The following is a 24,136-nucleotide window of genomic DNA, read 5'->3' as shown; positions in this document are numbered from 1 at the left end:
TGAACCTTGCCGGGGCGCATTGCCCCGCCTGTTTTACTTGGTCAGCTTCAGCGTATCTCTTGCGATTGCGAGCTCCTCGTTGGTCGGCAGGAGGTACACCTGCACCTTCGAGTCGTCGGTCGAAATGAGGCGCTCTTCGCCGCGGACATTGTTTCTCTCATCGTCAATCTTGACGCCGAGGTAGCCGAGGTAAGCGCAGATATTCTTTCTCATGAACTTGTCGTTCTCGCCGACACCTGCCGTGAAGGCAATCGCATCGACGCCGTTCATCGCCGCGACATAAGCGCCGATGTACTTTGCGACGCGGAGCGTGTACGCCTCGAGTGCGACCTTCGCAAGGTGATTGCCGCCGTTTGCCGCATCGTCAATGTCGCGGAAGTCGGAGGAAATGCCGTTGCTTAAGCCCAGGACACCGGACTTCTTGTTCAGGACATCGGTCATCTCTTCGACCGTGAGCTTCTCGTGCTCGCAGATAAACTGAATGATTGCGGGGTCAATGTCGCCAGAGCGGGTGCCCATGATGAGACCCTCGAGCGGGGTGAGACCCATCGAAGTGTCGACACACTTGCCGCCGATCGAAGCCGAGACCGAAGCGCCGTTGCCGAGGTGGCACACGACGACCTTTGCGCTCTTCGGATCGAGGCCGCCCTTCCGGATCACCTCACCCGCGACAAAGTTGTGGCTGGTGCCGTGGAAGCCGTAGCGACGCACCTTGTACTTCTCGTAGTACTCGTAGGGCAGTGCGTAGAGATAAGCCTTCTCCGGCATGCTCATGCCGAAAGCCGTATCGAACACAGCGACATTCGGCTTGCCGGGCATAGCCGCCTCGCAGGCCTCAATGCCCATGAGGTTTGCCGGATTGTGAAGGGGAGCCAGGTCAAAGCAGTCCGCGATTGCCTTCTTCACGTCCTCATTGACCAGCACAGACTCGTTGTAATATGTTCCGCCGTGAACCACGCGATGGCCGATTGCCGAAATCTCGTCCGTGCTCTTGATGACACCGTGGGACGGATCTACCAGCGCCTGCATGACGAGCTCAATTGCCTCCTTGTGGCTCGGCATAGCTGCCTCGACCTTATACTTTTCGCCGCCCGCCGGTGTGTGGGTCAGCAGAGAACCGTCGATGCCGATTCTCTCGCAGAGTCCCTTCGCGAGCACGCTCTCATTCTCCATATCAATGAGCTGATACTTTAACGAAGAGCTGCCGCAGTTCATGACAAGAATTTTCATTGTGTGTTTCCCCCTTCAACTTTATATTAGTCACAATCTCTGTTATTATAGACCAATGAATAAACGAGTGACAAGACGGAAGGCTGTTTTTTTCAAAATACAGGAGAGACTATGATTAATCTTGCGCAGGTTGTCGGGATTATTGCTGAATATCATCCGTTTCACAACGGCCATCTCTACCAGATGCGAAATGCGCGCGCGCTGACCGGCGCCTCCTACTGCGTGGTTTTCCTGAGCAGTTACTTTGTGCAGCGCGGTATGCCCGCGATTTATTCGCCCTTAAAGCGCGCCGAAGCCGCACTCCGCGCGGGTGCCGACGCGGTCTTTGAAATTCCGACGCCGTTCAGCTCCTCCTCGGCCCGCGACTACGCGGCCTACGGCGTGAGCCTGCTCGCGGGACTCGGCATCCCGAATCTCTGCTGCGGCACGGAAGATGTCTCCGCCGAGGAGCTCTCGATGCTCCTCGAGGTCATTGACGAGAACTCCGAGGCCTTTCAGCACAGTCTCCGCGAGGGTTTAAAGACCGGGCTCTCCTACGCCGAGGCGCGGGTCAATGCGATTGCCGCCGACCTCTGCCAGGCGGGTGCGGACAACACCCTTCTGCTCCGCACGAGAGAGCTGCTCTCGAAGCCGAATAATATCCTTGCCTTTGAATACGCGCGCGCGGCGCGCGCCGAGCGCATTCCGATTCGCCTGACGACCGTCTCCCGAAAGGGGAGCGACTACCACGACCCGATTCTGCAGGGCGATTTCAGTTCCGCAACCGCAATCCGCACCCACATTCTAAACGGCGGCTCCTGGGACGATTTGTCCCGCATGGTGCCGCACAGCGTACAGGAAGTGCTCGCCGAAACGCCCTATCTGAACCCCGACTGCCTCGTGGGGCCGCTCGAGCGGCGCGTTCTGGACCTGCTCTACGAGGGCACGGCGCTCTCCACCTTCTCCGATGTCTCGGACGATCTCGCCGATCGCATTGCCAATACAAGCTTCCGCGAGGACGGCTTTGAAGCCCTTGTGAACAGCCTGAAGACCAGACAGTATGCGCACACCCGCGTGGCGCGCGCGCTGACCCACATCTTCCTCGGCATACGGAAGTCGGATGTGCTCCGCTGGAAGAATGCCGCGCGCGAAGAGGCGCTCGCCAAAGACAACTCGGAAGGGACGGAAACCGCGGTTCCGCCGATCGGCGCCGCTCCCTATGCGCGCCTGCTCGGTTTCCGGCGGGATTCCGAGGACCTGCTCTCGATGTTAAAGCAGGCCGCCACCATTCCGATTGTGAGTCGCCCCGCTGCTGCGGGCTCTCTGCTCCGCTCGCCCGCCGCCCGCGACCTCTTTCAGGCCGAGGTGCACGCTGCCGATCTCTGGAATTCGCTCTATTTCTGGGACAGTGGCATGGCGTTGCCGTCCTATCTCCGCCAGCAAATCGTCATTGTGTGATAAACCGTAAGTCCTTTCCCAAGTCATTTTGTGGAAAAGAGAGATTTTATCAAAATTGTCGGAAAACTCCTTTGGCTGTGTTACACTGGTAAAAGGAGGTGGACTATGTATCAGTTAAACGATATTGTTGTCTATGAAAGTTCCGGCGTGTGCCGCATTTGCGACATCCAGGAGCTCTCCTTCTCCGAGGATACAGCACCGAATACCTATTACATTCTGGCGCCTCTCTTCTCGCCCGGCGACGTCATTTACACCCCGGTCAACAGCACAAAAACCGTCTTCCGCCCCGTCATCTCGAGAGAAGAAGCGCTGGAGACCATACGCGCGGTGCAGGGAGAAGAGATTGCGAGCTACGAGGGCATGCGCTCCTCGGAACTGGAGTACCGCTACCGGCGCGCCCTGCAGGGCTTCCGCTGGGGCGACTTACTTCGTCTGTTGCGCGCCATCAACCGAAAGATGCAACGCGCGCGCCGTTCCGGCAAAAAAGGCAGTGAAGTTGACCGCCGCTTTCAGCGGCGCCTCGATTTTCTCGTGACCGGCGAACTCGCGGTCGCGCTGAATGTCTCGCAAGAGGAAACACGCAGCCTGCTCGAACGTGAACTTGAACTTGTCTAAACCTTTCGACATCAAAAAAGACTAGCGGAAACGCTAGTCTTTTTCTGATTCCAATCATTAAGGTGTAGAAAGTTATTGCCGTCTTTCGTGAGAAAACCACCCTTGCGCAAGAGCTTGACTGCATGGCTGACGCTCGGCTTAGAAATACCAATGGTATGAATATTGCTTTCAGGTAATCCTCCTCAGAAAGTATGGAGTTTCATCAGGCTCCTCCTGTATTACAACAGCCCGGCTTTCTCAAAATGTTTTTTCAAAATTCGGGTGGAAAGCACCGCACCAAGGAAGCTGGTTACAACCGTTAATGCTACCATGATAAAAAACATAGGCCATGTGAACATCTTTAAGTAAACAGCGAGGGCTTCATCAGTCAGATGAAAAATCTCCTGCCTGTCGATCAAGTATTGCGCATTGGACAGGTACATAGGAAGTGTATATCCGGCAGAATGAAGTGTGCAGCCGAGAACATATGCAAAGATCAACACCTTTTTATTCTTATAGTGATTGGCGCTTACTACGATCTCTGCCATGAGCCAGCCGACAACGGATGCTATAACACCGATCACATTTGCAGCCATAAGACCCGGAAGCGCGCTGATTGTTCCCATAATCAGAAAGGTTCCTCTTTTTCTGACCTTTGAAACGAGCAGCATGTAAGCAATAGACGTGAAGAAAACGGTTATAGGTATATTGGCAACCGTTCCAATGAGCGTCATTCCGGCGGCTCCGCCAATTACAAAAAAGATAACAAGACTGATGGCGGCAAAAATTCCAATGGTAATAAAATCACGGGTGTCCAACTTTTCTGTTTTGATGGTGTTCATTTTGAATACCTACTCATTTGAATTGTAAATAGAATAGTACGACAACAATCAGAGTTGATACTATCCCAATGATGTAGTCAAGTGTTTTCAGCTTTAGCGGATAGAGAATCGTCTGTTCATTCATGTGTTCAAAGCCTCGAAGCAGTGCGGACGCCGCTAATTCATCCGATGTGCGGAGGCTTTTCATCAGGATCGGAATGAACAGGTATTCCACCATTCGCACGGGATGAATGACAAATTGCATCGGTGACAGGGAAACCTTACGAATCCGCAGGCTGTCCTTTAGATTGTGATAGTCCTCCCGTATCGTTGGAAAGAAGTGCAGCGCCACCATAATCGGAATGGCGGCAGCGTCCGGAATCTTCATCTGCTGCATGGCGGACAGCACATAGGGAAATGTAGTCATTCTGACAAAGAAACTGCCCATCATCAACAGAACGACCAGCTTTTGAGCGAAATAGCTGAGTGATACGACAACAAGCATGGCGCTTGTGTTATGAATCTTGTCCACGTTCGCCATGAGCAAGGCAATGGCAATGTAGATGAAGAGATACAAGGCGAACGGCTTGTATGCCTTTGCGGTAAGCAGATAAACTGCGGCTACCACGCAGATGATATGCGCGGTCATGGCCTTGTTCATAAACATGGCCGTTGTTCCGAGCAGAATTACTACAAATCCAACAATCCGCGGGTCTAATGCAGGCTTAGTCTTATCCAGAAGAAGCACCCCCTTTCCGAAGCAGACAGAGCACCCTGTCTTTGCTGTTTTCTGTCAAAGGGAAGTCCTGATCTATTTTCCCTTCGTTCAGATAGAGCACGCGATGGCAGGCTGTCAAGATAAATTCGTAGTCGTGTGTAATCACGAAAACTACACGGCTTTCCCTCGCAAGCGATTCCAACTCCGCAGCGACACGAAGCATATTCCCGCGATCCAAACCGCTGGTAGGCTCGTCAAAGAACAGTACGCGACTGTCTGCTTTCAAGGCTCCGGCTATCGTGAGCCGTTGTTTTTGCCCTCTGGAAAGGGCGGCGGGATGATCCTCTCTTTTTTCCCAAAGAGAGAGCTTTTCCAATATCGCTTGGTCTTCTGTATCATCCGATTTCTTCCTACTGACTCCGATCCGCAGCTCGTTTAACACGCTGTCACCAAAGAGCTGATAATCGGAATCCTGCATAACAAAGTAAATCCGGCCGATGCGCTTTTTTCGTGAAAGTTGTCTTTCATTGATAGCGATTGTCCCGGCGCTTTCTTTCAGCAGCCCACAGCACAGTTTGGCAAGAGTTGTTTTTCCCGCTCCGTTATCCCCGATGATGCCTATGATTTCTCCGCTGTACGCTTCAAAAGAAATATCATGCAAAAGCGCAACCTCCGCCTGTGAGCACCTCTTGCGCCGCCCATAGTCAAAGGACACATGGGAGAGGGATAGAATCGGTCTTGCTTCCTTCTGCAAATCTGACGGATGTGGATAAGGCATAAGTGCATCGAGACTGAAATTCCTCAATTCGAGCCGCTTAAGATCACTGTCGCTTAATGAAAGCGTTTCTTGCCTGCTGAAATCGTCTCGTATGACGCCATCCTTCAAGAAAAGCATGCGATCCAAAAGGTCGGCTAAATAGAAAACCCTGTGTTCCAGTACAATCAAGGTTTTTCCCTCGCTTTTCAGCTCCGCAAGGATATCGTGCAGCTCCATGATTGCTCGAAAGTCCAAATTCGCAGAGGGCTCGTCGAATACATAAATATCCGGGGTCATAGCGTAACAGGAGGCGATAGACACCTTCTGCATCTCTCCGCTGGACATCTGAAAAAGGCTTTTGCCTATTAGTTTGGATATATCGATCCTTTCGATACTGTTCTTTGTTCGCTCCCATACTTCTTCACGCGGCAGCTTCATGTTGACGCAGCCAAAGGCAATCTCATTTGTCGTGTCCGTCATAAAAAACTGGCTGCGCGGGTCTTGGAAAACAGAGCCTACGATTGTTCCAAAGTCGCGCAAAGCAAAATCCTCAGTATTCCTGCCGTTCAAATAGACCTCTCCGCTAAAGCTGCCCTCATAGAAGTGCGGAACAAGCCCATTGATGCAGCGGGAAAGCGTTGTTTTCCCGCTGCCGCTTGCGCCGCTTATCAGTACAAAAGAGCCTTTTTCTATTTTGAGGTCAATATCGTGAATAGCAGACCGGGAATGACCCTGATACTGATACGATACGCCCCGCAGCTCAACCGCATAATTCTTCATTCGCGCTGCCCCCCTTGCTGCCGCGAGCGTTCCACAGCTTGTGGTAGTATCCGCCGGTATCCGATAGCAGGGTTTCGTGCTGCCCTGACTGAACGATACGTCCGTCTTGCAATACCAAAATCTGATCTGCGCTGCGGATTGTGCTCAAATGATGGGCGATTACCAAAACTGTCCTGTCTCGTGCAAGCTCCGAAATGGCCTCCTGAATAAGAGCCTCGTTGATCGGATCGACATTGCTTGTGATCTCGTCCAAAAGCAGGATTGGGGCGTCTTTCAAAAAGGCTCGCGCAATAGAAATCCGCTGCTTCTGTCCGCCGGAGAGCCCTACACCGTTTTCTCCGATCATGGTCTGATACCCATCGGGAAGCGACAGGATAAAGTCGTGGATGCGGGCCTTTTTTGCAGCTTCAATGATTTCTTCCTGTGTAGCTGCCGCCTTTCCCAACCGGATATTCCCCTCTATGGTATCCACAAAGAGCTGGACGTTCTGCATAACGATGCTGACAGAGCCTAAAAGCTCGTCGTAGCTCATATCCCGTACATCCACGCCACCGATACGGATTGCTCCGTTCGTTACATCCCAAAAGCGCAACAGTAGATTTGTAATCGTTGTTTTGCCGGAGCCGGAACCGCCGACAAGCGCGGTAATTGTTTGCGTCGGGGTGTGGAAAGAAATGCCGTTCATGGTAAAGCCGCCTTCCTCATAAGAGAAAGTCACATCTTCAAAGTCAATCGAGTATTCCGAGGGAGAAACAGGGGTTTTCGGCTCCGTGACGGTTTCAGCTTCGGTAATCTTCTTGATGCGGCGATAACTGTCTGCTGCCGTCAGATAGTTCGCCCAATGGCTTTCCAACGCAAGGAAAGGCTTGTAAAACTCCCTGCTGATGATGGCAAAGAGCAGAAAACCGTAAACAGGGATACTGCCCTCCAGTATCAGGAGCAGCCCCACAGCGAGCATAATCCAAAAGGATACATCTATTAGGAAGCCATAAACAGACAAGACCGCCGCCCGATTTTTGGATACGGCTTTACTGCTCTGTCCGAAGTCGCGGGCTGTCTGCTCAACCTTTTCCTCAAAGTGGCGGCTTTCGGAAAAGGCTTTCAGGAGGGGAATCCCTTTTACATATTCCACAAAGACACTCACCATATCGGCAAGATCATTCCCAGCTTCTTTTTCTAACCGCTCCCCGCGCTTCAAGCCCAAAACGAGGAACAGAATCGCGACAGGCAAGGCCGAGACCATAAGCAGCGCCATTTTAGGGCTGTAAATAACCAGCGCCGCAAGCAAGACAGCAGACACGATAAAGTCGGCAAGCATCCGCGTCCATATATGGCCGACGACCATTTCCATTTTGTCTACATCTTTATGAATGATGGTACTGATTTCACCCAAACGCTCGTTGGTATAAAAGCCAAGCGAAAACTCCTTCAGGCGACAAATGATATTTTTGCGTATCTGAAAGACAATATCAAAGCCCGCGTGGTGCTTTTGTACATCCGCAAGTATATTGCTGCCGCCTTTTATCAGTAGGCAGGCGACCAATGCAACCCAGTACCACATCAACGCGCCGTTGCCTGACATGACGGATTCCAAAGATTTGAGAACAATGTCCATCATAGCGATCCCTGAAAGGGCATACAGGGTAAAACCCGTGACGGAAAGCAATAGAGAGCGTTTACCGCTGGAGGTAAGGGTATTCCATATTTCCTTAATCAAAGGGACACCTCCTTGATTTTCCAATTATCCACCTTGTTTTGATTCTCCACCATCTTCCGATACAGGGCGCAGCGGTCGAGCAGCTCGTTATGCCTGCCGGTATCCACAATCCGTCCGCTGTCCATGACGACAATCTGATCTGCGTCACGGATGGTGTTTAAGTGGTGAGCAATCATAATGACTGTTTTATCGCGGCTTAAATCGTCGATTGCCGCCTGAATATATGCTTCGTTTTCCGTATCTACCGCTGCGGTTGCTTCGTCTAAAATGATGATTGGTGCATCCTTCAGAATCATACGGGCAATGGAAATACGTTGTTTCTCTCCGCCGGAGAACTTGATGCCTGCCTCTCCCGCCATGGTCTGGTAGCCATTTGGCAGTAACATGATAAAGTCGTGGATGCGCGCTTTCTTTGCAGCATCCATGATTTCTTCCATCCCGGCATCCGGTTTTCCGATCCGTATATTCTCCTCCATACTTAGGTTAAATAGAAAGACCTCCTGTTGAACGATAGAAAAGAGGCGGTTCAACTGCTTTTCAGAGAAAGCAGCAGCATCTTCTCCCGCTATGGTGATATGTCCATCTGTCGGTTCCCAAAAGCCCATAAGCAGGTTTGCCAGCGTACTTTTACCGCAGCCGGAAGCTCCGACCAGCGCGGTTTTGCTGCCTTTCGGAAAACGAAGATTGATGTCCTCCAATACCTTCCCGTCGCTGTTATAAGCAAAGCTCAAATCTGAAATAGCGATTTCGCCATTGACCGGTTCTTTGCTTTGCTCCGGTCTTTTTGATACAGAAACGCCCAGAATCGACCAAATCCCTTCCATGGCCTGCTTGAACACAATCTCGTAATGCTGAAAGGTTGCGACCTTGGTAATAGAAGATGTAAACAGACCTCCCAAAACAATCGCAAGAATCAGTCGCGGAAGCTCAATCTGCCCGACAGAAAGAAGATAGGTACCGAGAATCATCACAAGGACAACGCCGGATTCCATGAACAGGATAATCAATCCCATCGGGACAGAAATACCTGCCATGGATTTTTTAACCCAGTAATCATAGTCTTTTGCGGACCGAATCGTTTTTTCTGTCTTGTTTTCTTCCTTGCCAAAGGCTTTAATGACGGAAATATTTGAAACATATTCCATGACGTTTTCTTGCATTTTTGTCACGGAATCCGCATATATTTTGAAATTCTTTGTCCAAAGCGGAGCAGAGATCTTTTTTGTGATCCACATCAACGGAATCCCTACAATCATTACGAGAGCCAGACGCCAATCCATCCATAGCATAATGAGAAAAACGGCAGCGGGAAGAATGGTAGCGGACATGATTTCCGGCAAGCCATGAGCGAGATATCCTTCCACCTGTTCTACGTCATGCTGCACAATATTTGTCAGGTCTCCCGCCTTTCGTTCTTGAAAAAAACCGAGAGAAAGTTTTTTCAGATGTTGGATAATTTGCAGTCGTAAGTCCGTCAGACAGGTATATGCTGCTTTGTGCGCTGTCCATGTCGCAAAGTAGGAGCAGATAGCTTTTCCTATAAAACAGATCAGCATTGCCCCGCATTCAAAAAAGATATGCTCTCTCGTTAGTGAAGCAGCAAAATATAAGCCAATCATGTGGATTAAAAGCACCTGTGGGATCAGATCAAAAACTGTTTTGCAGCACAACATAATGTTAGACAGCCTGTTTTTCCCCGTTACCTGTCTTACAAGTTCCGATTTGTTTGTCATATATTACAACCTCCTTTTAATATCGAATTTCGATTCGGTATTTGCTCAAAAAAAATAGTTATTCACTCTAACGCGCCGGTGAAAAAACAGGGTCTATGCTTATCTAAAGCAAGTAAGCATAAGACCCATTTTTTTTATAGAGAATTTACTCCTTCATAGTAGCATTTGGTTACCAGAGAAAGCATAGTATGGGCAAACTCACGATCTTTATAGTGCCTTGCGACCTCCAAAATGCCTTCCGCAAAATTGCTGGCAAGGATATGACAGAGCATGTCATTATAGGAGACATGCGTTTTTTTGTCGAGTTGTCGATGTATATGCCGTTCAATAGAGTGAATCAGCTGATCTTTCGCGTATTCATACTTTGTCCCCTGACTTTTATCCATGAGAATTACAAAGATTTTGTGATTCTCCAATAAATCAAGGATATAATCTTCAGCAACATCCCTGTACTTTTCCGATGGGAGTCCCGCAGCTTGCTCTTCTTCTGCAGCAATTTTGTCAAAGTTTATCCGTAAAGAGGAAGCAATCTTATCAAACAGTTCTTCTTTGTTTTTATGGTAATTGTAAATCAAGCTGACCGGGATTCCTGCCTTGTCAGCTATTTCTTTCATTTTTGCGCTGCGATAGTCTTTTTCATAGAACACATCTACACCAGCTTGGAAGATACGCTCAAAAACTTCGTCTTTTAATACTTGCGGCATAAAACCACTCTCTTTCAAAACCGAATTCTAATTCGCTTTTTATAATATAGTATAATCGGGCTAAAGTCAAGAGGGTTCTCGAACCTTAACAAAAGGGTATCGTCCCAATCCTCTGGCAAGGATATCATTTGTGAAAACAGCCCCTTTGCCTTTAGAGAAAGCTCCCTGTTTCGTAAATGGTAGTTGCTCATTACGGTATAGCCCTTATTTCGCTCTCCCCAGGAAACTGCCATCGTCTCACCTCCTTTACTCGTTTGGTTGTTACGCAATAGAACGGTGGTTTTGAGGAAGTAACGGTAGGCGCGAAAAAAGCGGCATAGACTTCTGACTGAAAATCTATGCCGCTGGCAAAAACGAAAAGGGATGCTCCTTGCGGAAACATCCCTTTTTCGCTCGATTATTCGATTTTTGCCTCACCTGTTTGCCCACTGCCATAGAGTATGCGCGCATAATCGCTAGTCTTTTTTTTGTTGCCACGCCATCTCCCAAAACTTGAGCTCATAGCGGGAGCAGTTCAGAAAAATATCCCGGAGGCGCTGCCGTTTTGCGGGCGTGGCAGCTTCCGTCACCGCATTCAATGCGGCAATGAGCTTCGCGTTCTCCGCCGCATAGCTCTCCGAGGCGTATTCCCGCACCCATGCGCCGTAAAACGGATCGCTGCCCGCCTTCGGATTCTCCGCGAGCATGCGCTTTGCAATCACCTCGTAGCTGTAGGCGCAGGACAAAATCGCCGCCAGAATTTCCGCCTCCCCGCCCTCATAGCCGACGCGGAGCATATACGAGGTATAAGACAAGTTGTCAAGCGAGCGCGCCGTGGTTTTGAGCTCCCCCTCGCTCACCGAGAGTAGCTCGAAATACCCGCCGTGCACCGCTCTCTCCCGGTTAATTGCCGATAGGTACTCCGAAAAGAGCAGCGCTGTCGAAAGACTCTCCGCCTTTGCCGCGCCGAGCGCAAACACTTTCGCGTATTCTTCGAGATAGAGAGCGTCCTGCATCAGGTAAAAACGAAAGCGCGCTTTGTCGAGCGTCCCGTCCTGAATGCCGCGCACGAACGGGTGCCGAAAATAAGCATCCCAGATTCCGGCGGACACAGCGAGCAAATCCTCTGCGGTATTCACTTTGTCTTCTCCTCTTCTTCCAGATAGCCCGGTAACAGCGGGCGGTTTAGACGGTTCACGCCGACCGGCGGTATCTCGGTGCCTGTCGGCTCTTTTACGCGATGCAGCGGCGTATCCGCCGGGAGCACGGGGATGCCCGCTTCCAGGGCGGCAAACAGAACGCCGCTCTCATCGTTTTCCCCCTCCGAGAGGGAAAGTTTTTGCACGCTGAGCCCCTCGCTCTCCATCGTCAGCGCAAGACATCGATAGGCCGCCGGAAACGCGCTCGGCGACACGGTCTCGACCGCGAGTGCGCCGCCCTCGTTCAGGTGATTCGCGCACATACGGTAAAACAGATTCGTATAGGCGCGGTTTTCCGCCTCTGTCTTCGGCGCGGCAAGGGCGACCAGAATAAAATCATAGTGCTTTTCGCGCTTTTCGAGAAAGCGGAACGGATCTTCGGTATAGCGGTGCAGGCGCGCGCTCACAGTCCATACGAACTGCTTCTCCGGGGTGACGAAATCCACATCCTTTACGGCGCGGTTTCTGAGTAACTCCTCCGCGGCTGCGGCGCTTCCGAGCACGAGCACATGCTCGTACGAGGCGGCCGCCGCCGCAATCGGACGATAGTGCGCCGCCCGGCGACTCCTCACAAAGCCGCAGGCCGCAAGCATCAGACAGAGCAGGACAGCGGCGGCATACAGAACTGTCCTGCGCGCTCTCCTCCTCCTTTCCATCAGTTTTTGAAGGAGTGGATGGACGCCGGAATACGGCCCTCGCGCTTCACAAAGTCCGCGCAGCTGTAGGGATTCACCGCAATCACGGGCGCGTGGCCGAGGAGACCGCCGAATTCCACCTCGTCGCCGACCTTCTTGCCCGCTGCGGGAATCAGACGCACCGCCGTTGTCTTCTGGTTAATCATGCCGATTGCCGCCTCATCCGCGATGATGCCAGAAATCGTCTCGGCTGAGGTGTCCCCCGGCACCGCAATCATGTCGAGACCCACGGAGCAGACACAAGTCATGGCCTCGAGCTTTTCAAGCGTCAGTGCGCCGCGCTCCGCAGCCCGTATCATGCCCTGGTCCTCGCTGACCGGGATAAATGCGCCCGAGAGGCCGCCCACATAGGACGAAGCCATGACGCCGCCTTTTTTCACCTGATCGTTTAAGAGCGCAAGCGCTGCTGTCGTGCCGGGCGCACCGACCGACTCGAGCCCCATGCCCTCGAGAATATCCGCGACCGAGTCGCCTGCCGCCGGAGTCGGCGCGAGCGAAAGGTCAATGATTCCGAACGGCGTATCCAGACGGCGGCTCGCCTCCTTCGCGACCAGCTGCCCAACGCGCGTAATCTTGAATGCGGTCTTCTTGATGGTCTCGCAGAGCACCTCAAAGCTCTGCCCCTTGGTCTGCTGTACCGCCGCGCGCACCACGCCCGGTCCCGAGACACCGACATGAATCACGGCATCACCCTCGGTCACACCGTGGAAGGCACCCGCCATGAACGGGTTGTCATCCGGCGCATTGCAGAAAATCACGAGCTTTGCGCAGCCGAGAGAACCGTTATCCGCGGTTCTCTCCGCGGTCTCCTTGACCACCTGTCCCATGCGGCGCACGGCGTCCATGTTGAGTCCTGTCCGCGTGGAGCCGACATTCACCGAACTGCAGACGCGCTCCGTCCGCGCGAGCGCCTCCGGAATCGAGTCAATCAGCAGGCGCTCGGCATCCGTCATCCCCTTTGCGACCAGGGCCGAGTAGCCGCCGATAAAGTTGACGCCGATTTCCTTTGCCGCGCGGTCCAAAGTCTCCGCAATCTGTACAAAGTCCTCGGTCGTCCGGCAGGCCGCGCCGCCGATCAGCGCAATCGGCGTCACGGAGACACGCTTATTCACAATCGGAATGCCGTATTCTCGCGAAATCGCCTCGCCGGTCTCGACGAGCTTGCCCGCGCGCCGACAAATCAGCTCGTAGATATTCCGGTTCAGTTTGGTTTTGTCGCTGTCAATGCAGCCGAGGAGGGAAAGCCCCATCGTAATCGTGCGGACATCGAGCAGGTCCCGGTCTATCATTGTATTGGTTTCCAGCACTTCCGGCATATTTAACATGGCGCTTCCCCCTTAAATGCGGTGCATGGCTTCGAAAATTTCTTCCCGCTGCACATGAATCCGAAGCCCCACTTCCTCGCCGAGTTTCTGCATCGCATCCGTGAGTTCCTCGAGACTCTCCTCAGCCGCCGAGATATCGACAATCATCATCATGTGGAAATAGTCCTGCACTATGGTCTGGTTGATATCCAGCACATTGATGCGCTCCGCTGCGAGATGGGTGCACACCTTTGCAATGATGCCGACCGAATCCTTGCCGAGTACCGTGATAATTACCTTGTTCATCGTTTTTCCTTTCCGTCGCCTGTCAAAGACCCAAATCAGAATTCATACAGTTTCGAGCAGCAGTCCCGCGCCGCAACCGCAAGCGGAAGCTCTTCCGCTTCTCCCTTGCCGTGCGTCAGGCGCAGTTCACAGCGCACAGTCTCATAGGCGAGTTCCGGCAGATTGTTCTCTTTGCTGAGATGCCCGAGCAACACCTGTTTGAGGCCGCCGTGGCAGAGCAGCGAGAGCAGCCTGCCCGCACTCTCGTTCGAGAGGTGCCCGCAGTCCCCGAGGATGCGGCGTTTCAGCGGATAGGGATAGGGGCCTGCCTCGAGCATACGCACATCATGGTTGCTCTCAAGCAGCAGCGCATCGAGATTCCGTAGCGCTGCCTCGAGTTCCGGTGTCGCGTGGCCAAGGTCCGTCAAAAAGGCCGCGCTCTTACCGCCGTATGTCACCCGGTAGCCGACCGGCTCCGCGGCGTCGTGGTCAATCGAGAGCGGAAGCACGGTCAAATCGCCGAGCGAAAAAGCCTCTCCGCCACGGATCACATGAATCCGCTCCGCCGGGTAATCGTCCAGCATCCCCTTCTTTTGGATTGCTGCCAGGGTGCCGGCGGTCGCATAGAGCGGCACCGGATCCTTTTTCAGCAAGACCTTCAAGCCGGTCACATGGTCTGCGTGTTCGTGTGTGAGAAGAACCCCCGCCAGATCCGCGGGCTTCAGGTCCGCGGCCTCAAGCCCCTGAACAATGCGCCTTCTGCTGATGCCGGCATCGATCAGAAGATGCGTGCGCTCGCTGCCGAGATAGCCCGCATTCCCGCTGCTGCCGCTCGCAATGGTCATAAGTCTCATCGGAGCTCCTTTCCGGCGAGGCGCGCATCAATGCGGCGGTAAAGGCTTGCTTCGTCCGCATCGTTTACGAGCGTCCAGTCCGCCATACCGGCATAGGCGGCATCACTCAGCTGTTTCTCCATGATTTCCGCCGCGCGCTCTCTCGTGTAACCGCGGGAAGCCATGAGGCGCTGTATCCGCAGGTCGCGCGGCGTAAAAACATACCAGATTTCATTGTAAATATGATTGCGCTCTCTCGCCGGCAGCGCGGTTTCCACGACCAGAAAACGCTCTTTTTTGCTTTGCGCAAGTGCCTCCACGCGGTCATAGACCAGGGGGTGTACGGTTTCATCGAGCAAAGACAGCAGAGACGGCTCCCGGTAGAGACAATCCGCCATCGCGCTTCGATTCAGCTGCCCGTCCTCGGCAAGTATCTTCTCTCCCATGAGTTCCAGCGCGCGGCGATAGCCCGGCTGTCCCGGCTCGTAGAGTTCATGCGCGAGCTCATCCATGCCGACGATGCACGCGCCGTAGTTCTCCCGCAGATAGGTGAGCACAAGGCTCTTTCCCGAACCGACGCCGCCGCAGACTTCGAGCACCATCAGTGCGCCTCCAGCCAGGACGCGCCGATGTGCGCATCAACCTCGAGCAGCACACGGAGCTCTGCGGCGTGCCGCATGGTCTCTTTCAGGAGTTCCAGGACGCGGGGCGCCTCGGCCTCCGCCGCTTCCACCAGAAGTTCGTCGTGAATCTGGAGCACAATCCTGGCATCGAGTTTTTCCGCCGCGAGCGCACGCCGCACCTTGACCATCGCAATCTTCATGATATCGGCTGCGGTACCCTGAATCGGCGCATTCATCGCGACGCGCTCGCCGAACGAACGCTGCATGAAATTCGAGCTTTTTAACTCCGGCACCGGGCGTATTCTGCCGAACAGCGTCCGCGTAAAGCCGTATTCCTTCGCCTCTTTGATCTGGCGGTCCAGGAAGTGCTTTACCTCCGGATAGGTCGCGAAGTAGCGGTTGATGTACTCCTTCGCCTCGTTTCTCGAGATGCTTAAGTCCTCCGAGAGACCGAAGGCCGAGATGCCGTAGACCACGCCGAAGTTCACGGCCTTCGCGTTTCGCCGCTGTAAGGGTGTGACTTCCGAGAGCGGCACATGGAAGACCTGCGACGCCGTGACCGCGTGAACATCGACCGCGTCGCGGTAGGCCGCAATCAGATTCTCGTCGCCGGAGAGCGCCGCTAGGATACGAAGCTCAATCTGCGAGTAGTCGGCATCCACAAAGACCTTGCCGGGCGAGGGCACAAAGACCGCGCGCACGCGACTGCCCATCTCAGTCCGGATCGGAATATTCTGTAAATTCGGATTGGCCGAAGAAATACGCCCCGTCGCCGTGATGGTCTGGTGAAAGGTGCCGTGAATTCTGCCGTCCGCCCGAATAAAGCCCGCGAGCCCGATCGCATAGGTCGAGTTCAGCTTGGTCAGCATGCGGTAGCGAAGTATTTTTTTGACGACCGGATACTCGGGCGCGAGCTTCTCCAGAATGTCGGCCGCGGTCGAATAGCCGCTCTTGGTCTTTTTGCCGTAGGGAAGCTTCATCTTCTCGAATAAAATTTCCCCGAGCTGCTTCGGCGAATTCAGGTTAAAGTTCTCGCCGGTCTCCTCAAAAATTTCGGTCTCGATCCGGTGAATTTCGGTTTCGAGTTCCTCCGAGAAGGCCTTTAATTTTTCGGCATCCACCCTGACACCGGTCTCTTCCATCTCGGCGAGCATGAAAATGAGCGGGCGCTCAACGGTCTCATACAGCATTTCCATGCCGAGCTCTTTCACCTTGTCGCAAAGCGGCTGCCGCGCCGCAAAGACGACATAGCCCGCATAGGCGGCAGCGGCGACTGCATCCTCTTTGGCACTCGGCAGGAGAAGGGACAGGTAGTCCCGCGCGAGATCCTCGCTCTGATAGCTCTCTTTGAGCGGATTCACAAGATAGGCGAGCACGCCGAGGTCATCGACATTCTCGCGCTCCGCCGTGCCGACCGCTTTGATAAGCTCCTTCAGAGAGAGCGCCGAGACCCGCTTTGCCTGTTGAAACAAGGCTTTCAGAAAGTCTTGTTCCGCGGTCCCGGTGAGCACTGTACCTTCGCCGGTTCCGGCGAGCGCCTTCATTTTTTCGCGCTCGGCTTCCTCCGGTTCGCGCCGATAGAAAAGCACAGCTTCCTCCGCGCGGAAGCAAAGAGAAATCAGGAGATCGTCCCGCGCAATTCCTATTTCCGGCGCCTCTGCCGCCTGCCGCAACACTTCCCGAAGTTCTGCCGCGCTTTGCAGGAGACGGAGCTTTGGCTTTTGCTGTGCGCGCATATTCTCCCGCTGCACTTCGCTCCCGAAATGCTTTAAGAGCGAGCGGAATTCAAGGCGCTGAATCTGCTCGTAGGCAGCCGCCGTATAGATTTCGCCGAGTTTCAGCGACGAGAGGTCCAGTGCAAGCGGGGCGTCGAGGCAGATGGTCGCGAGCCACTTGGAAAAGACAGCGTCCTCGAAATGCTCTTCGAGCGCCTTTTTGGCGCGCGGCGGCTTCACTTCGTCCAGATGCTCTTTCAGATTTTCAATCGAATGAAAGCTCTGAATCAGCGCGGTCGCCGTCTTCTCGCCGATCGAGGGGACGCCCGGGATGTTGTCGGAGGTATCGCCCATCAGCGCCTTGACATCAATGAATTCCTCCGGCGTAACCCCGTAGGTCTCCCTGACCGCCTCCGGCGTGAAATCCAGAATCTCGGTCTTGCCGCGGCTGGTCTTCGGCAGTCGAATCAGAATGTGGCGATCCGCAAGCTGCAGAAGATCCCGGTCACCAGACACGACCGTGACCTCATACCCCTCTTTCTGACAGCGTTTTGCGAGGGTTCCGATCACATCGTCCGCCTCAAACCCCTCAAGAGAAACTGTCTGAATGTGCATGGCGCCAAGGAGCTCTTTTAAGAGCGGCACCTGTTCCCGCAGTTCTTCCGGCATCGGCTTCCGGGTTCCCTTGTACGCTGCATAGCGCTCGTGGCGGAAGGTCGGCGCAGGCAGGTCAAACGCGACCGCGAGATAGTCCGCCCGCTCTTCCTCCAGAAGTTTTAACAGGATATTTAAAAAGCCATAGACCGCATTCGTATGCAGGCCCGCCGAATTTGTGAGCTCCGGTACGCCGTAAAACGCGCGATTCAAAATGCTGTGGCCGTCAATCAATACAACTTTCTTTTGTGCTTCCAATCCGTTTTCTCCTCTTTCAGCCCGCATGCCAGTATAAAATGCGGAGCAATAAAAGTCCTGCGACTGTGACGCCGGCACTGGTCAGCGCATCCATCACATAGCGCAGGATTTTTCGAAGGCGCGCGCGGCGAAGTCGCAGAAATTCATAGCGCAACTCCCGATTCATGGCTCTCATCCCGTCGAAGTCGTCACTGTCCGTGTCGAGAACGCGCAGCCCCTCCAGCAGGAAAAAATTCGTCTCGAGCTCCCGGCGACAGACACTGCAACAACGGATGTGCTCTAAAAAGTCAGCGGTCTCTTCCTCTGTGAGCTCCCGCTGTATAAAACGTGACATCTGCCGTTCCGCTTCTCTGCAGTCCATTCCGCCTCCTCTCTTTAGCAGCAATTTTAACACACTCCCCCGCAAAAAGGGCAGTAAAACAGAAAGAGAACGGAGTTTCCGCCCCATTCTCTCTCCGCTCTCTCCTGAACTTCCCTCTTTACTTGGTCACCATGTCATACTTCATTACGACCACATTGCCCATGTCCTGCGGCACCGAAATTGAGAAGTAAATCTCGCCGTCCTTCACATAGCTGAAGCTCTCCGGCCACTGAAGCTTGCCGTTTTCTCCCTTTTTCAGCGGGAAATCCGACGCCGCCAGCTTCTCTTCGAGCGACTTCTGCAGCGCCTCCTTGCCCGTCGACTGCACCCAGGCCTTGTAGGCATTGACCTTGCTCTCACCCGCGTTGTCGAGCTCAAACGCATCGCCGAGCGCGTAATTCACCATGCTGTCGGCATCCACTGCGTCGCGAAGGCCAAGATCCTTCAAGGTCTTCACCGCTACCGTATTGGTATAGAAGAGCTTGACCGGCGCCGCATCGCCGCTCCGCTGCATTTCGCCGCGGTACACGACCACAACGCGGTCCGCATCCGCCGAAACAACTTCTGCCGTCACCGTGAGCTTATCCTTTGCAGCATCGGTGAGCAGCGCCTCAATCGGCGAGAGCGCGTTCTCCTTTAAGTGCGCATTCAGCTTCTCCTGCTGCGCGCTGTCCGTGAGGCCGTTGACCACAGGATAGCCGATCGAAACATTGTCCTTCTGATAGGTTTCGACCTTTGCGGAAATCAGCGCGCGCTTTTCGGTTGCCACCGCACTGCTGCCCGCCGCCGCACTACTGCTCTCTGCGCTGCCGGAGGTCGCCGCGACACTCGCCGCTGACTCGGCCGCGCGATTTTCCGCCGAAGTCTCCACAACTTTGGAACCGCTCTTCTTGCCGCAGCCGACCACGGCGAGAGCCGCCGCCAGCGCTGCCGCACAAAAGAGCCCCACTCTTCTGTTTCTCATAGTCCACCTCCGCTGTTCGTTTCCGTGTTACCCATAAGTATAGGCGGGAAGGCGCTTTCCGTCAACCGAGCCCTCCTGTCTCCTTTCCGGCTGCGCCGCTATTGCGCAAGCAAAATAAAAACCGGCTGCTCTCCCAATTCAGGGAAAACAACCGGTATTCTCTGCCTGCCGACAGTGGGACTTGAACCCACACGCCCTTGCGAGCAACAGATTTTGAGTCTGCATCGTCTGCCATTCCGACATGTCGGCTTACCGGCAGAGTATAGCATTTCGGAGGAAGCAATTCAAGGGCTTTTTGCCTGCCTTTGAGTATGCAACTAAAAATAGTTGCATGGGGCAGAGCTCTCGTCTATACTTTCAATGACGGAGGTAAATCCGATGGGACAAAAAGAAAAATTGATTCAGCGCCTTAAGTCTAATCCAAAGGACTTTACTTTTGATGACGCTGAATCACTACTGAAATACTTTGACTATGAGTGCTCAAATAAAGGCAAAACAAGCGGTTCCCGTATTATTTTTCCAACCAGGAACACGGAAGCATCTTGCTTCACAAACCACATCCGGGAAACGAGCTGAAAAGTTATCAGGTGAAACAGCTCATTACACTGCTGACAGAGGAGGGGCTTATATGAATAATACCATTCAGTATAAAGGATATGTAGGTAGCGTCGAGTTTTCAGAGGAAGATGGTATTTTTTTCGGTAAAGTCATGGGAATTCGTTCTCTTATCTCGTATGAGGGCGAATCTGCCAAGGAACTTTTGAATGATTTTCATGATGCTGTTGATACCTATCTGGAACATTGCAAGGAAGAAGGAAAGAAACCTGAGCTTGCTTTTAAAGGCAGTTTTAATATTCGCCTCTCCCCTGCGCTTCATAAAAAGCTCTTTCTTTATGCAACCGCACACCAGATGTCTATCAATCAGTATATCGAAGATACCTTAGAAGCCTCCCCCGCCTCGAAGCTCGTGATTTGAAAGGAATCCTGTTAAAGCGCAAGTTTACAATACATTGCCCTATGTTTGTATCCCCGCCGGTAATGACATGCGCGGGAACAATGTCCGGCGTATCACTCATACTTTTCGCAATGGCATTGTTCGATCACCCGCTTTCCGAGCAAGGTAATTGCCTTTTTCGGACATAGACTGATGCAACGGTAACACATGGTACACCGATTCCCGGAAACGGCCCGCTTGCTTTGCATTCGGATATTTCCCATGGGACAGATCTCACTGCACACGCCGCAACCGATGCATGCACTGCTTATTTTCAACTGATCTGTGTATCCCGCCGTCTTTCGATAAAACCATAGTCTCTGCCCAAACAACCCCTTGAAGTGCGCTATCATCGATAAACCTTCACGCGGATAATTTTCCTGCCGTATTTGTTCCGCTGCAAGCGCTATGCGCTTATCCGCCTCCCGGACAATCCGTCTGTTCTCTTCCGTATTCTTTTTTAAGAGCCTGCTGTCACAAACGGAATCCGGCATTTTGATTTGCAGACCGCCGAGAACGGTCGCGCCGTACTTCTTCAGAAGTCTCGCGGTACATCCGGTTCCGTCACCGCTGAACAGTCCCATGGTATTGAGTATAAAAATCGCTTTCCCGTTCCACAGTGAGCGGTGTTTGTCAATAAAATCACGCACCACAAACGGTGCATTGGAAAATTGGGTCGGATACCCCAAAACAAGGCTGTCATGCTTGGCGATTACATTCTCAACCCCGGCATATTCAATCGGAAAACACTGCGCCGAAGCGTCGAGCAAAGAAATCAGCGTTTCAACGCAGTGCTTCGTGTTTCCGGTTCCGCTGAAATAGATTCCTATCATAGTTGACTCACTTCCCCGCCGCAACTCTTGCCGGGTACCAGTTTTGGAACCAGGCCGTAAAGAGTCCCATGAGAATCGGTATCGCCTGCACCACGATGCTAAGCACCAAAGCCGGGACTTTCCCGCTCAGATAATAGCTGACTGCCGCAATTACGATATAGACCACTCCCCAGGCTGCTGCAAGAATATAGTTGGTCTTTCGAAAAATGGGATTTTGAAGCGCATCCTTTCCGTAGCGATACTTTACATAGGCTGCGCAGAGCGGTTCTTTTGTAAAACAGGATCCGAGCCACAAACACCCGAAAGCCAAATAACCTGCGCACACTGCTTGTAGGCCGTTTCCTGTGACAGCGGCATAGACGGCGAGTCCCGCCACCAGCCCAAACGAGAGTCTGTCGTAGCGGCATAATTCATAGCGCTCCGTGACAAGCGGTAACAACGAACATACCGCGAGAGTGATGAGTGCTCCTATCCTCGGCTCTACCGATACAGCGACCCAGAGCGCAATCCAGGCAAACAGCATGTTCTGCATGCGCGGGGGCTTTTTCTCTGTCATAAGCTTTAGGACGGGCTTGCGATCCTCAGCCTGCTCCTCCGTGCCGAAGTAGCGGTCCCAGTTCATCATGAGTGAAAAATCGCCGCTCACGGTATACAGGTGTTTCGCAAGCGCCTCATCGCCCCGCATTTCTCCTCTCGAGAGAGCAAGCCAGACCGAAAAGGGGGTGTCGATGCGAGTGGTGGCACGGAGGCTTTCGTCCGTCAGTACCTCAGCGCCGTCCTTTCCGAGCTTAATCCGATAGGTTTTTCCGAGATCCGTATAACAGATTTCGAGCACACGCTCCCGCCCGTCAAAGCGGTCTCTGTTGTAGAGCGCCGCCATCTGTCTGGTAAAGATGAGACTCTCCTCTTCCTTTTCACCGCTGTCTTTCGAAATCCCCCAGCTCGCATCCGCCATTTTTTCAAAGACCTCTCGCGGATACAGCAGAGCTTTGAGCTTCATCTCGGTCTCCTCTCGGATGCTCCCGCTCGCGTATTCTTTCCCGGCCTGCCTCACTGCAGCGAGATAGGCATCGGTTCTCGCGGAGAGCTCTTTTACGCGGAACAGTTCGCCCTGCCCGCAGAAGATGCTCGTGTACTTCCCCTGTCCCAGCACATGGTCAAACATCCGCGTCACACTGTCGTAATTGCCCTCGGCCGAATAAAAGCCGCAGGTCGAAATGAGCACATGTTTAACCATACTTCTATCATAGCGGGAGGGATGCCCGCCGCTCCCGTTCCCGTCTCTGCTCTCGCACATAAACGGCAGGCTCATGGGCAGCTGGCGGTCAATCAGAGTTTTGAGTGGCCCCGGCACACTGTAGTAATAAAGCGGAAAACTCCAGATGACCAGATTTGCGGAGAGCAGCCCCTCAATCACGGTCTGCATATCATCTTTCATGCAGCAAGTTCCGGGCGTCTGCTTCCAGCAGGCAAAGCAGCCCTTGCAGGGCGCAATCCGAAGAGTGCTCAGATGCAGCTCTTCGAGCTCGACCGCCCTCTCCCGTTCGCTCTCCTGTTCGCGTATGCCATCGAGAAAGCTGTGCGCGAGACGGAGCGAGTTACTCTTAGCTCCCTTGGGACTTCCGTTAATCAGCAGAATCTTCATGCTTTAATCCCTCCAATTCGCGTATGCACTCCTCACACCAGGCGCGCACCATCTCCTCATACATGACGCCGAAGCGAATCGTAAACTTCCAGAACAGCGCTTTTTCGGGCAGGTTTAGCATATCCCGATATTGGTCGCTGACCGCCTCCGCTTCGCCGCTCTCTTTCGTAAAGAGACATTCCCGTTCCGGCAGGGACTTAAAATAAGCGATGTTCTCATCCAAATCGCATTCGCCGCGAAAAAAGGTCTTCATGAGCATGGCATTGCGGACCAGACTCCTGTTCGTATCCTCCCGAAGCCAGCGGAGCAGCTCTTCTCGTCCCGCTGCGGTAATCGATAAAACATTCTTATCCGGTTTTCCCGCCTGCTCCACATGCACCGCCGCAATCCACCCGTTCTTTTCGAGGCCTTGCAGTTCCCGGTAAATCTGACTCGTCTGCGCAACCCAGAAGTGGCTCAGAGAATCCCGGAATACGGTCATAATCTGATACCCCGTCATGTCTCCGTAGCTCAGTAATCCCAGAATGCCGTGCTTTAACATCGATTTTCTCTCCTTATTTCATTCCACTTGTGGAATGAATCCACCCTCAATATAGTTCCACTTGTAGAATATGTCAAGAAACAAAAATTGCGCCGACCTCCGGCGCATCCCGGGAAATCGGCGCAAGAAGCTTTATTCTCAACCTTTGTTAATCAAAAGTAACCCCAGTCCGCAGACCAGAATGCCGGCGAGCTGTTTGATGCTGATGTGCTCCCGGTAGACCAGAAAGCCGATCACCAGCAGTGCGAGGGCAAGACACATACTCGATGTCAGCGCACCGTTACTCACTTTCCAGCCGGAGCGGTACAGAAACACATACCCGACCTCGATTCCCACAATCGACAGACCGAGGACATACGAAGTCCAGTTCGCCTTGCCAAGTTCATTGACATACGCCGAGGGTTTGACGCTCGCCGCAAACAGCACTGCCGAGAGCACCCCCGCAGCCAGATAGGTGATGGTCAGCGCGCCGAAGGTATTCGCGCCCTCCGGCATCGATTTCGTACAAATGTTGTAAAAACAATTCGATCCCACAATCAAGAGCAAAGGCCAAAGCATCTCCCACATCTTACTTCCTCCGAAGATTATCTCTTTCTAAGACTTCCTGTCAGATACACAGGTAAACACTATGCGCAAGCAAGTTTGACAGCTGTTTTTAGGACTAAAAAAGAACGGTTCCGCAATGCGTGACCGTTCTTTCCTATGGCGTGAGACGAAAACGTGTCACTCATGTAACCGTTCCTTATCAAAGTTAAGTCCAAA

General features: G+C 53.1%; 24 protein-coding genes, 1 tRNA gene and 1 pseudogene. 4 read left to right on the top strand and 22 right to left on the bottom strand.

All coding sequences use genetic code 11. From position 1 onward, the window contains the following. Positions 1-33: 33 nt before the first annotated feature. Positions 34-1,230, bottom strand: coding sequence for an acetate/propionate family kinase (locus HMPREF9623_RS00445; RefSeq protein WP_009531916.1), 1,197 nt, complete (start codon positions 1,228-1,230; stop codon positions 34-36). 111 nt (positions 1,231-1,341) lie between these two features. Here HMPREF9623_RS00445 and HMPREF9623_RS00440 point away from each other — a divergent pair, with 111 nt between their 5' ends. Both HMPREF9623_RS00440 and HMPREF9623_RS10715 read left to right on the top strand, forming a co-directional pair. Next, complete coding sequence (locus HMPREF9623_RS00440) at positions 1,342-2,667, top strand: tRNA(Met) cytidine acetate ligase (protein WP_009531915.1); 1,326 nt, start codon at positions 1,342-1,344, stop codon at positions 2,665-2,667. A gap of 105 nt (positions 2,668-2,772) precedes the next feature. Beyond that, complete coding sequence (locus HMPREF9623_RS10715) at positions 2,773-3,282, top strand: CarD family transcriptional regulator (RefSeq protein WP_009531914.1); 510 nt, start codon at positions 2,773-2,775, stop codon at positions 3,280-3,282. Between the two features lie 218 nt (positions 3,283-3,500). Here the strand turns inward: HMPREF9623_RS10715 and HMPREF9623_RS00430 are convergent, their stop codons facing one another. The 17 genes and pseudogenes from HMPREF9623_RS00430 to HMPREF9623_RS00350 all read right to left on the bottom strand — a co-directional run bounded on the left by HMPREF9623_RS00430 (position 3,501) and on the right by HMPREF9623_RS00350 (position 19,610). After that, the gene (locus HMPREF9623_RS00430) at positions 3,501-4,103 is read right to left on the bottom strand and encodes an MptD family putative ECF transporter S component (protein ID WP_009531913.1); all 603 of its coding nucleotides are present in this window, start codon (positions 4,101-4,103) and stop codon (positions 3,501-3,503) included. A gap of 13 nt (positions 4,104-4,116) precedes the next feature. Next, positions 4,117-4,830 (bottom strand): energy-coupling factor transporter transmembrane component T, encoded by a 714-nt coding sequence (locus HMPREF9623_RS00425; RefSeq protein WP_154646077.1) that lies wholly within the window; start codon positions 4,828-4,830, stop codon positions 4,117-4,119. After that, on the bottom strand, positions 4,814-6,337 hold the full coding sequence (locus HMPREF9623_RS00420) for an ABC transporter ATP-binding protein (RefSeq protein ID WP_009531911.1): 1,524 nt from the start codon (positions 6,335-6,337) through the stop codon (positions 4,814-4,816). The genes HMPREF9623_RS00425 and HMPREF9623_RS00420 overlap by 17 nt, the downstream gene beginning before the upstream one ends. Next, positions 6,318-8,054 (bottom strand): ABC transporter ATP-binding protein, encoded by a 1,737-nt coding sequence (locus HMPREF9623_RS00415; protein WP_009531910.1) that lies wholly within the window; start codon positions 8,052-8,054, stop codon positions 6,318-6,320. The genes HMPREF9623_RS00420 and HMPREF9623_RS00415 overlap by 20 nt, the downstream gene beginning before the upstream one ends. After that, positions 8,051-9,787, bottom strand: a complete 1,737-nt coding sequence (locus HMPREF9623_RS00410) for an ABC transporter ATP-binding protein (RefSeq protein WP_009531909.1) — start codon at positions 9,785-9,787, stop codon at positions 8,051-8,053. The genes HMPREF9623_RS00415 and HMPREF9623_RS00410 overlap by 4 nt, the downstream gene beginning before the upstream one ends. A 134-nt stretch (positions 9,788-9,921) precedes the next feature. Then, positions 9,922-10,491 carry a TetR/AcrR family transcriptional regulator gene (locus HMPREF9623_RS00405; protein ID WP_009531908.1) on the bottom strand — a complete coding sequence of 190 codons (570 nt, stop codon included), beginning with the start codon at positions 10,489-10,491 and terminating at the stop codon, positions 9,922-9,924. A 92-nt stretch (positions 10,492-10,583) separates the two neighbouring features. After that, a pseudogene (locus tag HMPREF9623_RS11065) lies at positions 10,584-10,724 on the bottom strand (helix-turn-helix domain-containing protein); the annotation flags it as partial. 222 nt (positions 10,725-10,946) lie between these two features. Next, complete coding sequence (gene tenA / locus HMPREF9623_RS00395) at positions 10,947-11,609, bottom strand: thiaminase II (RefSeq protein ID WP_009531906.1); 663 nt, start codon at positions 11,607-11,609, stop codon at positions 10,947-10,949. Beyond that, positions 11,606-12,325: a spermine/spermidine synthase domain-containing protein gene (locus tag HMPREF9623_RS00390; RefSeq protein ID WP_009531905.1), complete on the bottom strand. Its 720-nt coding sequence runs from the start codon at positions 12,323-12,325 to the stop codon at positions 11,606-11,608. Before HMPREF9623_RS00390 ends, tenA begins: the two co-directional genes overlap by 4 nt. Then, positions 12,325-13,689, bottom strand: coding sequence for a PFL family protein (locus HMPREF9623_RS00385; RefSeq protein ID WP_009531904.1), 1,365 nt, complete (start codon positions 13,687-13,689; stop codon positions 12,325-12,327). The genes HMPREF9623_RS00390 and HMPREF9623_RS00385 overlap by 1 nt, the downstream gene beginning before the upstream one ends. 12 nt (positions 13,690-13,701) lie before the next feature. Continuing rightward, positions 13,702-13,974: an ACT domain-containing protein gene (locus HMPREF9623_RS00380; RefSeq protein WP_009531903.1), complete on the bottom strand. Its 273-nt coding sequence runs from the start codon at positions 13,972-13,974 to the stop codon at positions 13,702-13,704. A gap of 35 nt (positions 13,975-14,009) precedes the next feature. Further along, the gene (locus HMPREF9623_RS00375) at positions 14,010-14,807 is read right to left on the bottom strand and encodes an MBL fold metallo-hydrolase (RefSeq protein ID WP_009531902.1); all 798 of its coding nucleotides are present in this window, start codon (positions 14,805-14,807) and stop codon (positions 14,010-14,012) included. Then, complete coding sequence (coaE, locus tag HMPREF9623_RS00370) at positions 14,804-15,388, bottom strand: dephospho-CoA kinase (protein WP_009531901.1); 585 nt, start codon at positions 15,386-15,388, stop codon at positions 14,804-14,806. The genes HMPREF9623_RS00375 and coaE overlap by 4 nt, the downstream gene beginning before the upstream one ends. Then, positions 15,388-18,063: a DNA polymerase I gene (gene polA / locus HMPREF9623_RS00365; RefSeq protein ID WP_050806311.1), complete on the bottom strand. Its 2,676-nt coding sequence runs from the start codon at positions 18,061-18,063 to the stop codon at positions 15,388-15,390. The genes coaE and polA overlap by 1 nt, the downstream gene beginning before the upstream one ends. Then, entirely contained in the window at positions 18,053-18,397 is a 345-nt protein-coding gene (locus tag HMPREF9623_RS10710; RefSeq protein WP_009531899.1) for an anti-sigma factor family protein, read from the bottom strand. Before HMPREF9623_RS10710 ends, polA begins: the two co-directional genes overlap by 11 nt. Positions 18,398-18,515: 118 nt before the next feature. Then, positions 18,516-19,361 carry a hypothetical protein gene (locus HMPREF9623_RS00355; protein ID WP_009531898.1) on the bottom strand — a complete coding sequence of 282 codons (846 nt, stop codon included), beginning with the start codon at positions 19,359-19,361 and terminating at the stop codon, positions 18,516-18,518. A gap of 166 nt (positions 19,362-19,527) precedes the next feature. After that, positions 19,528-19,610: transfer RNA gene (locus tag HMPREF9623_RS00350), tRNA-Leu, on the bottom strand. A 129-nt stretch (positions 19,611-19,739) separates the two neighbouring features. On the opposite strand from HMPREF9623_RS00350, the gene HMPREF9623_RS00345 reads away from it, so the two are divergent. Next, entirely contained in the window at positions 19,740-19,937 is a 198-nt protein-coding gene (locus HMPREF9623_RS00345; protein WP_009531897.1) for a hypothetical protein, read from the top strand. Positions 19,938-19,989: 52 nt separating this feature from the next. Further along, positions 19,990-20,337: a type II toxin-antitoxin system HicB family antitoxin gene (locus HMPREF9623_RS00340; RefSeq protein ID WP_009531896.1), complete on the top strand. Its 348-nt coding sequence runs from the start codon at positions 19,990-19,992 to the stop codon at positions 20,335-20,337. A 92-nt stretch (positions 20,338-20,429) separates the two neighbouring features. On the opposite strand, the gene HMPREF9623_RS00335 is transcribed toward HMPREF9623_RS00340, so the two are convergent. From HMPREF9623_RS00335 to HMPREF9623_RS00320, 4 genes are all read right to left on the bottom strand, one after another. After that, on the bottom strand, positions 20,430-21,188 hold the full coding sequence (locus HMPREF9623_RS00335; protein ID WP_009531895.1) for an EFR1 family ferrodoxin: 759 nt from the start codon (positions 21,186-21,188) through the stop codon (positions 20,430-20,432). A gap of 7 nt (positions 21,189-21,195) precedes the next feature. Beyond that, complete coding sequence (locus HMPREF9623_RS00330) at positions 21,196-22,833, bottom strand: NAD(P)H-dependent oxidoreductase (protein ID WP_009531894.1); 1,638 nt, start codon at positions 22,831-22,833, stop codon at positions 21,196-21,198. Then, positions 22,814-23,374: a PadR family transcriptional regulator gene (locus tag HMPREF9623_RS00325; RefSeq protein WP_009531893.1), complete on the bottom strand. Its 561-nt coding sequence runs from the start codon at positions 23,372-23,374 to the stop codon at positions 22,814-22,816. The genes HMPREF9623_RS00330 and HMPREF9623_RS00325 overlap by 20 nt, the downstream gene beginning before the upstream one ends. A gap of 138 nt (positions 23,375-23,512) precedes the next feature. After that, a complete protein-coding gene (locus HMPREF9623_RS00320) occupies positions 23,513-23,941 on the bottom strand; it encodes an EamA family transporter (RefSeq protein ID WP_009531892.1) in 429 nt (142 codons plus the stop codon). Positions 23,942-24,136: the final 195 nt, after the last annotated feature.

The sequence above is a fragment of the Stomatobaculum longum genome, assembly GCA_000242235.1.
Lineage (GTDB): Bacteria > Bacillota > Clostridia > Lachnospirales > Lachnospiraceae > Moryella > Moryella longum.
Note: the sequence above shows the minus strand (reverse complement) of the source record. Positions and strands in the feature narration are given on the sequence as shown.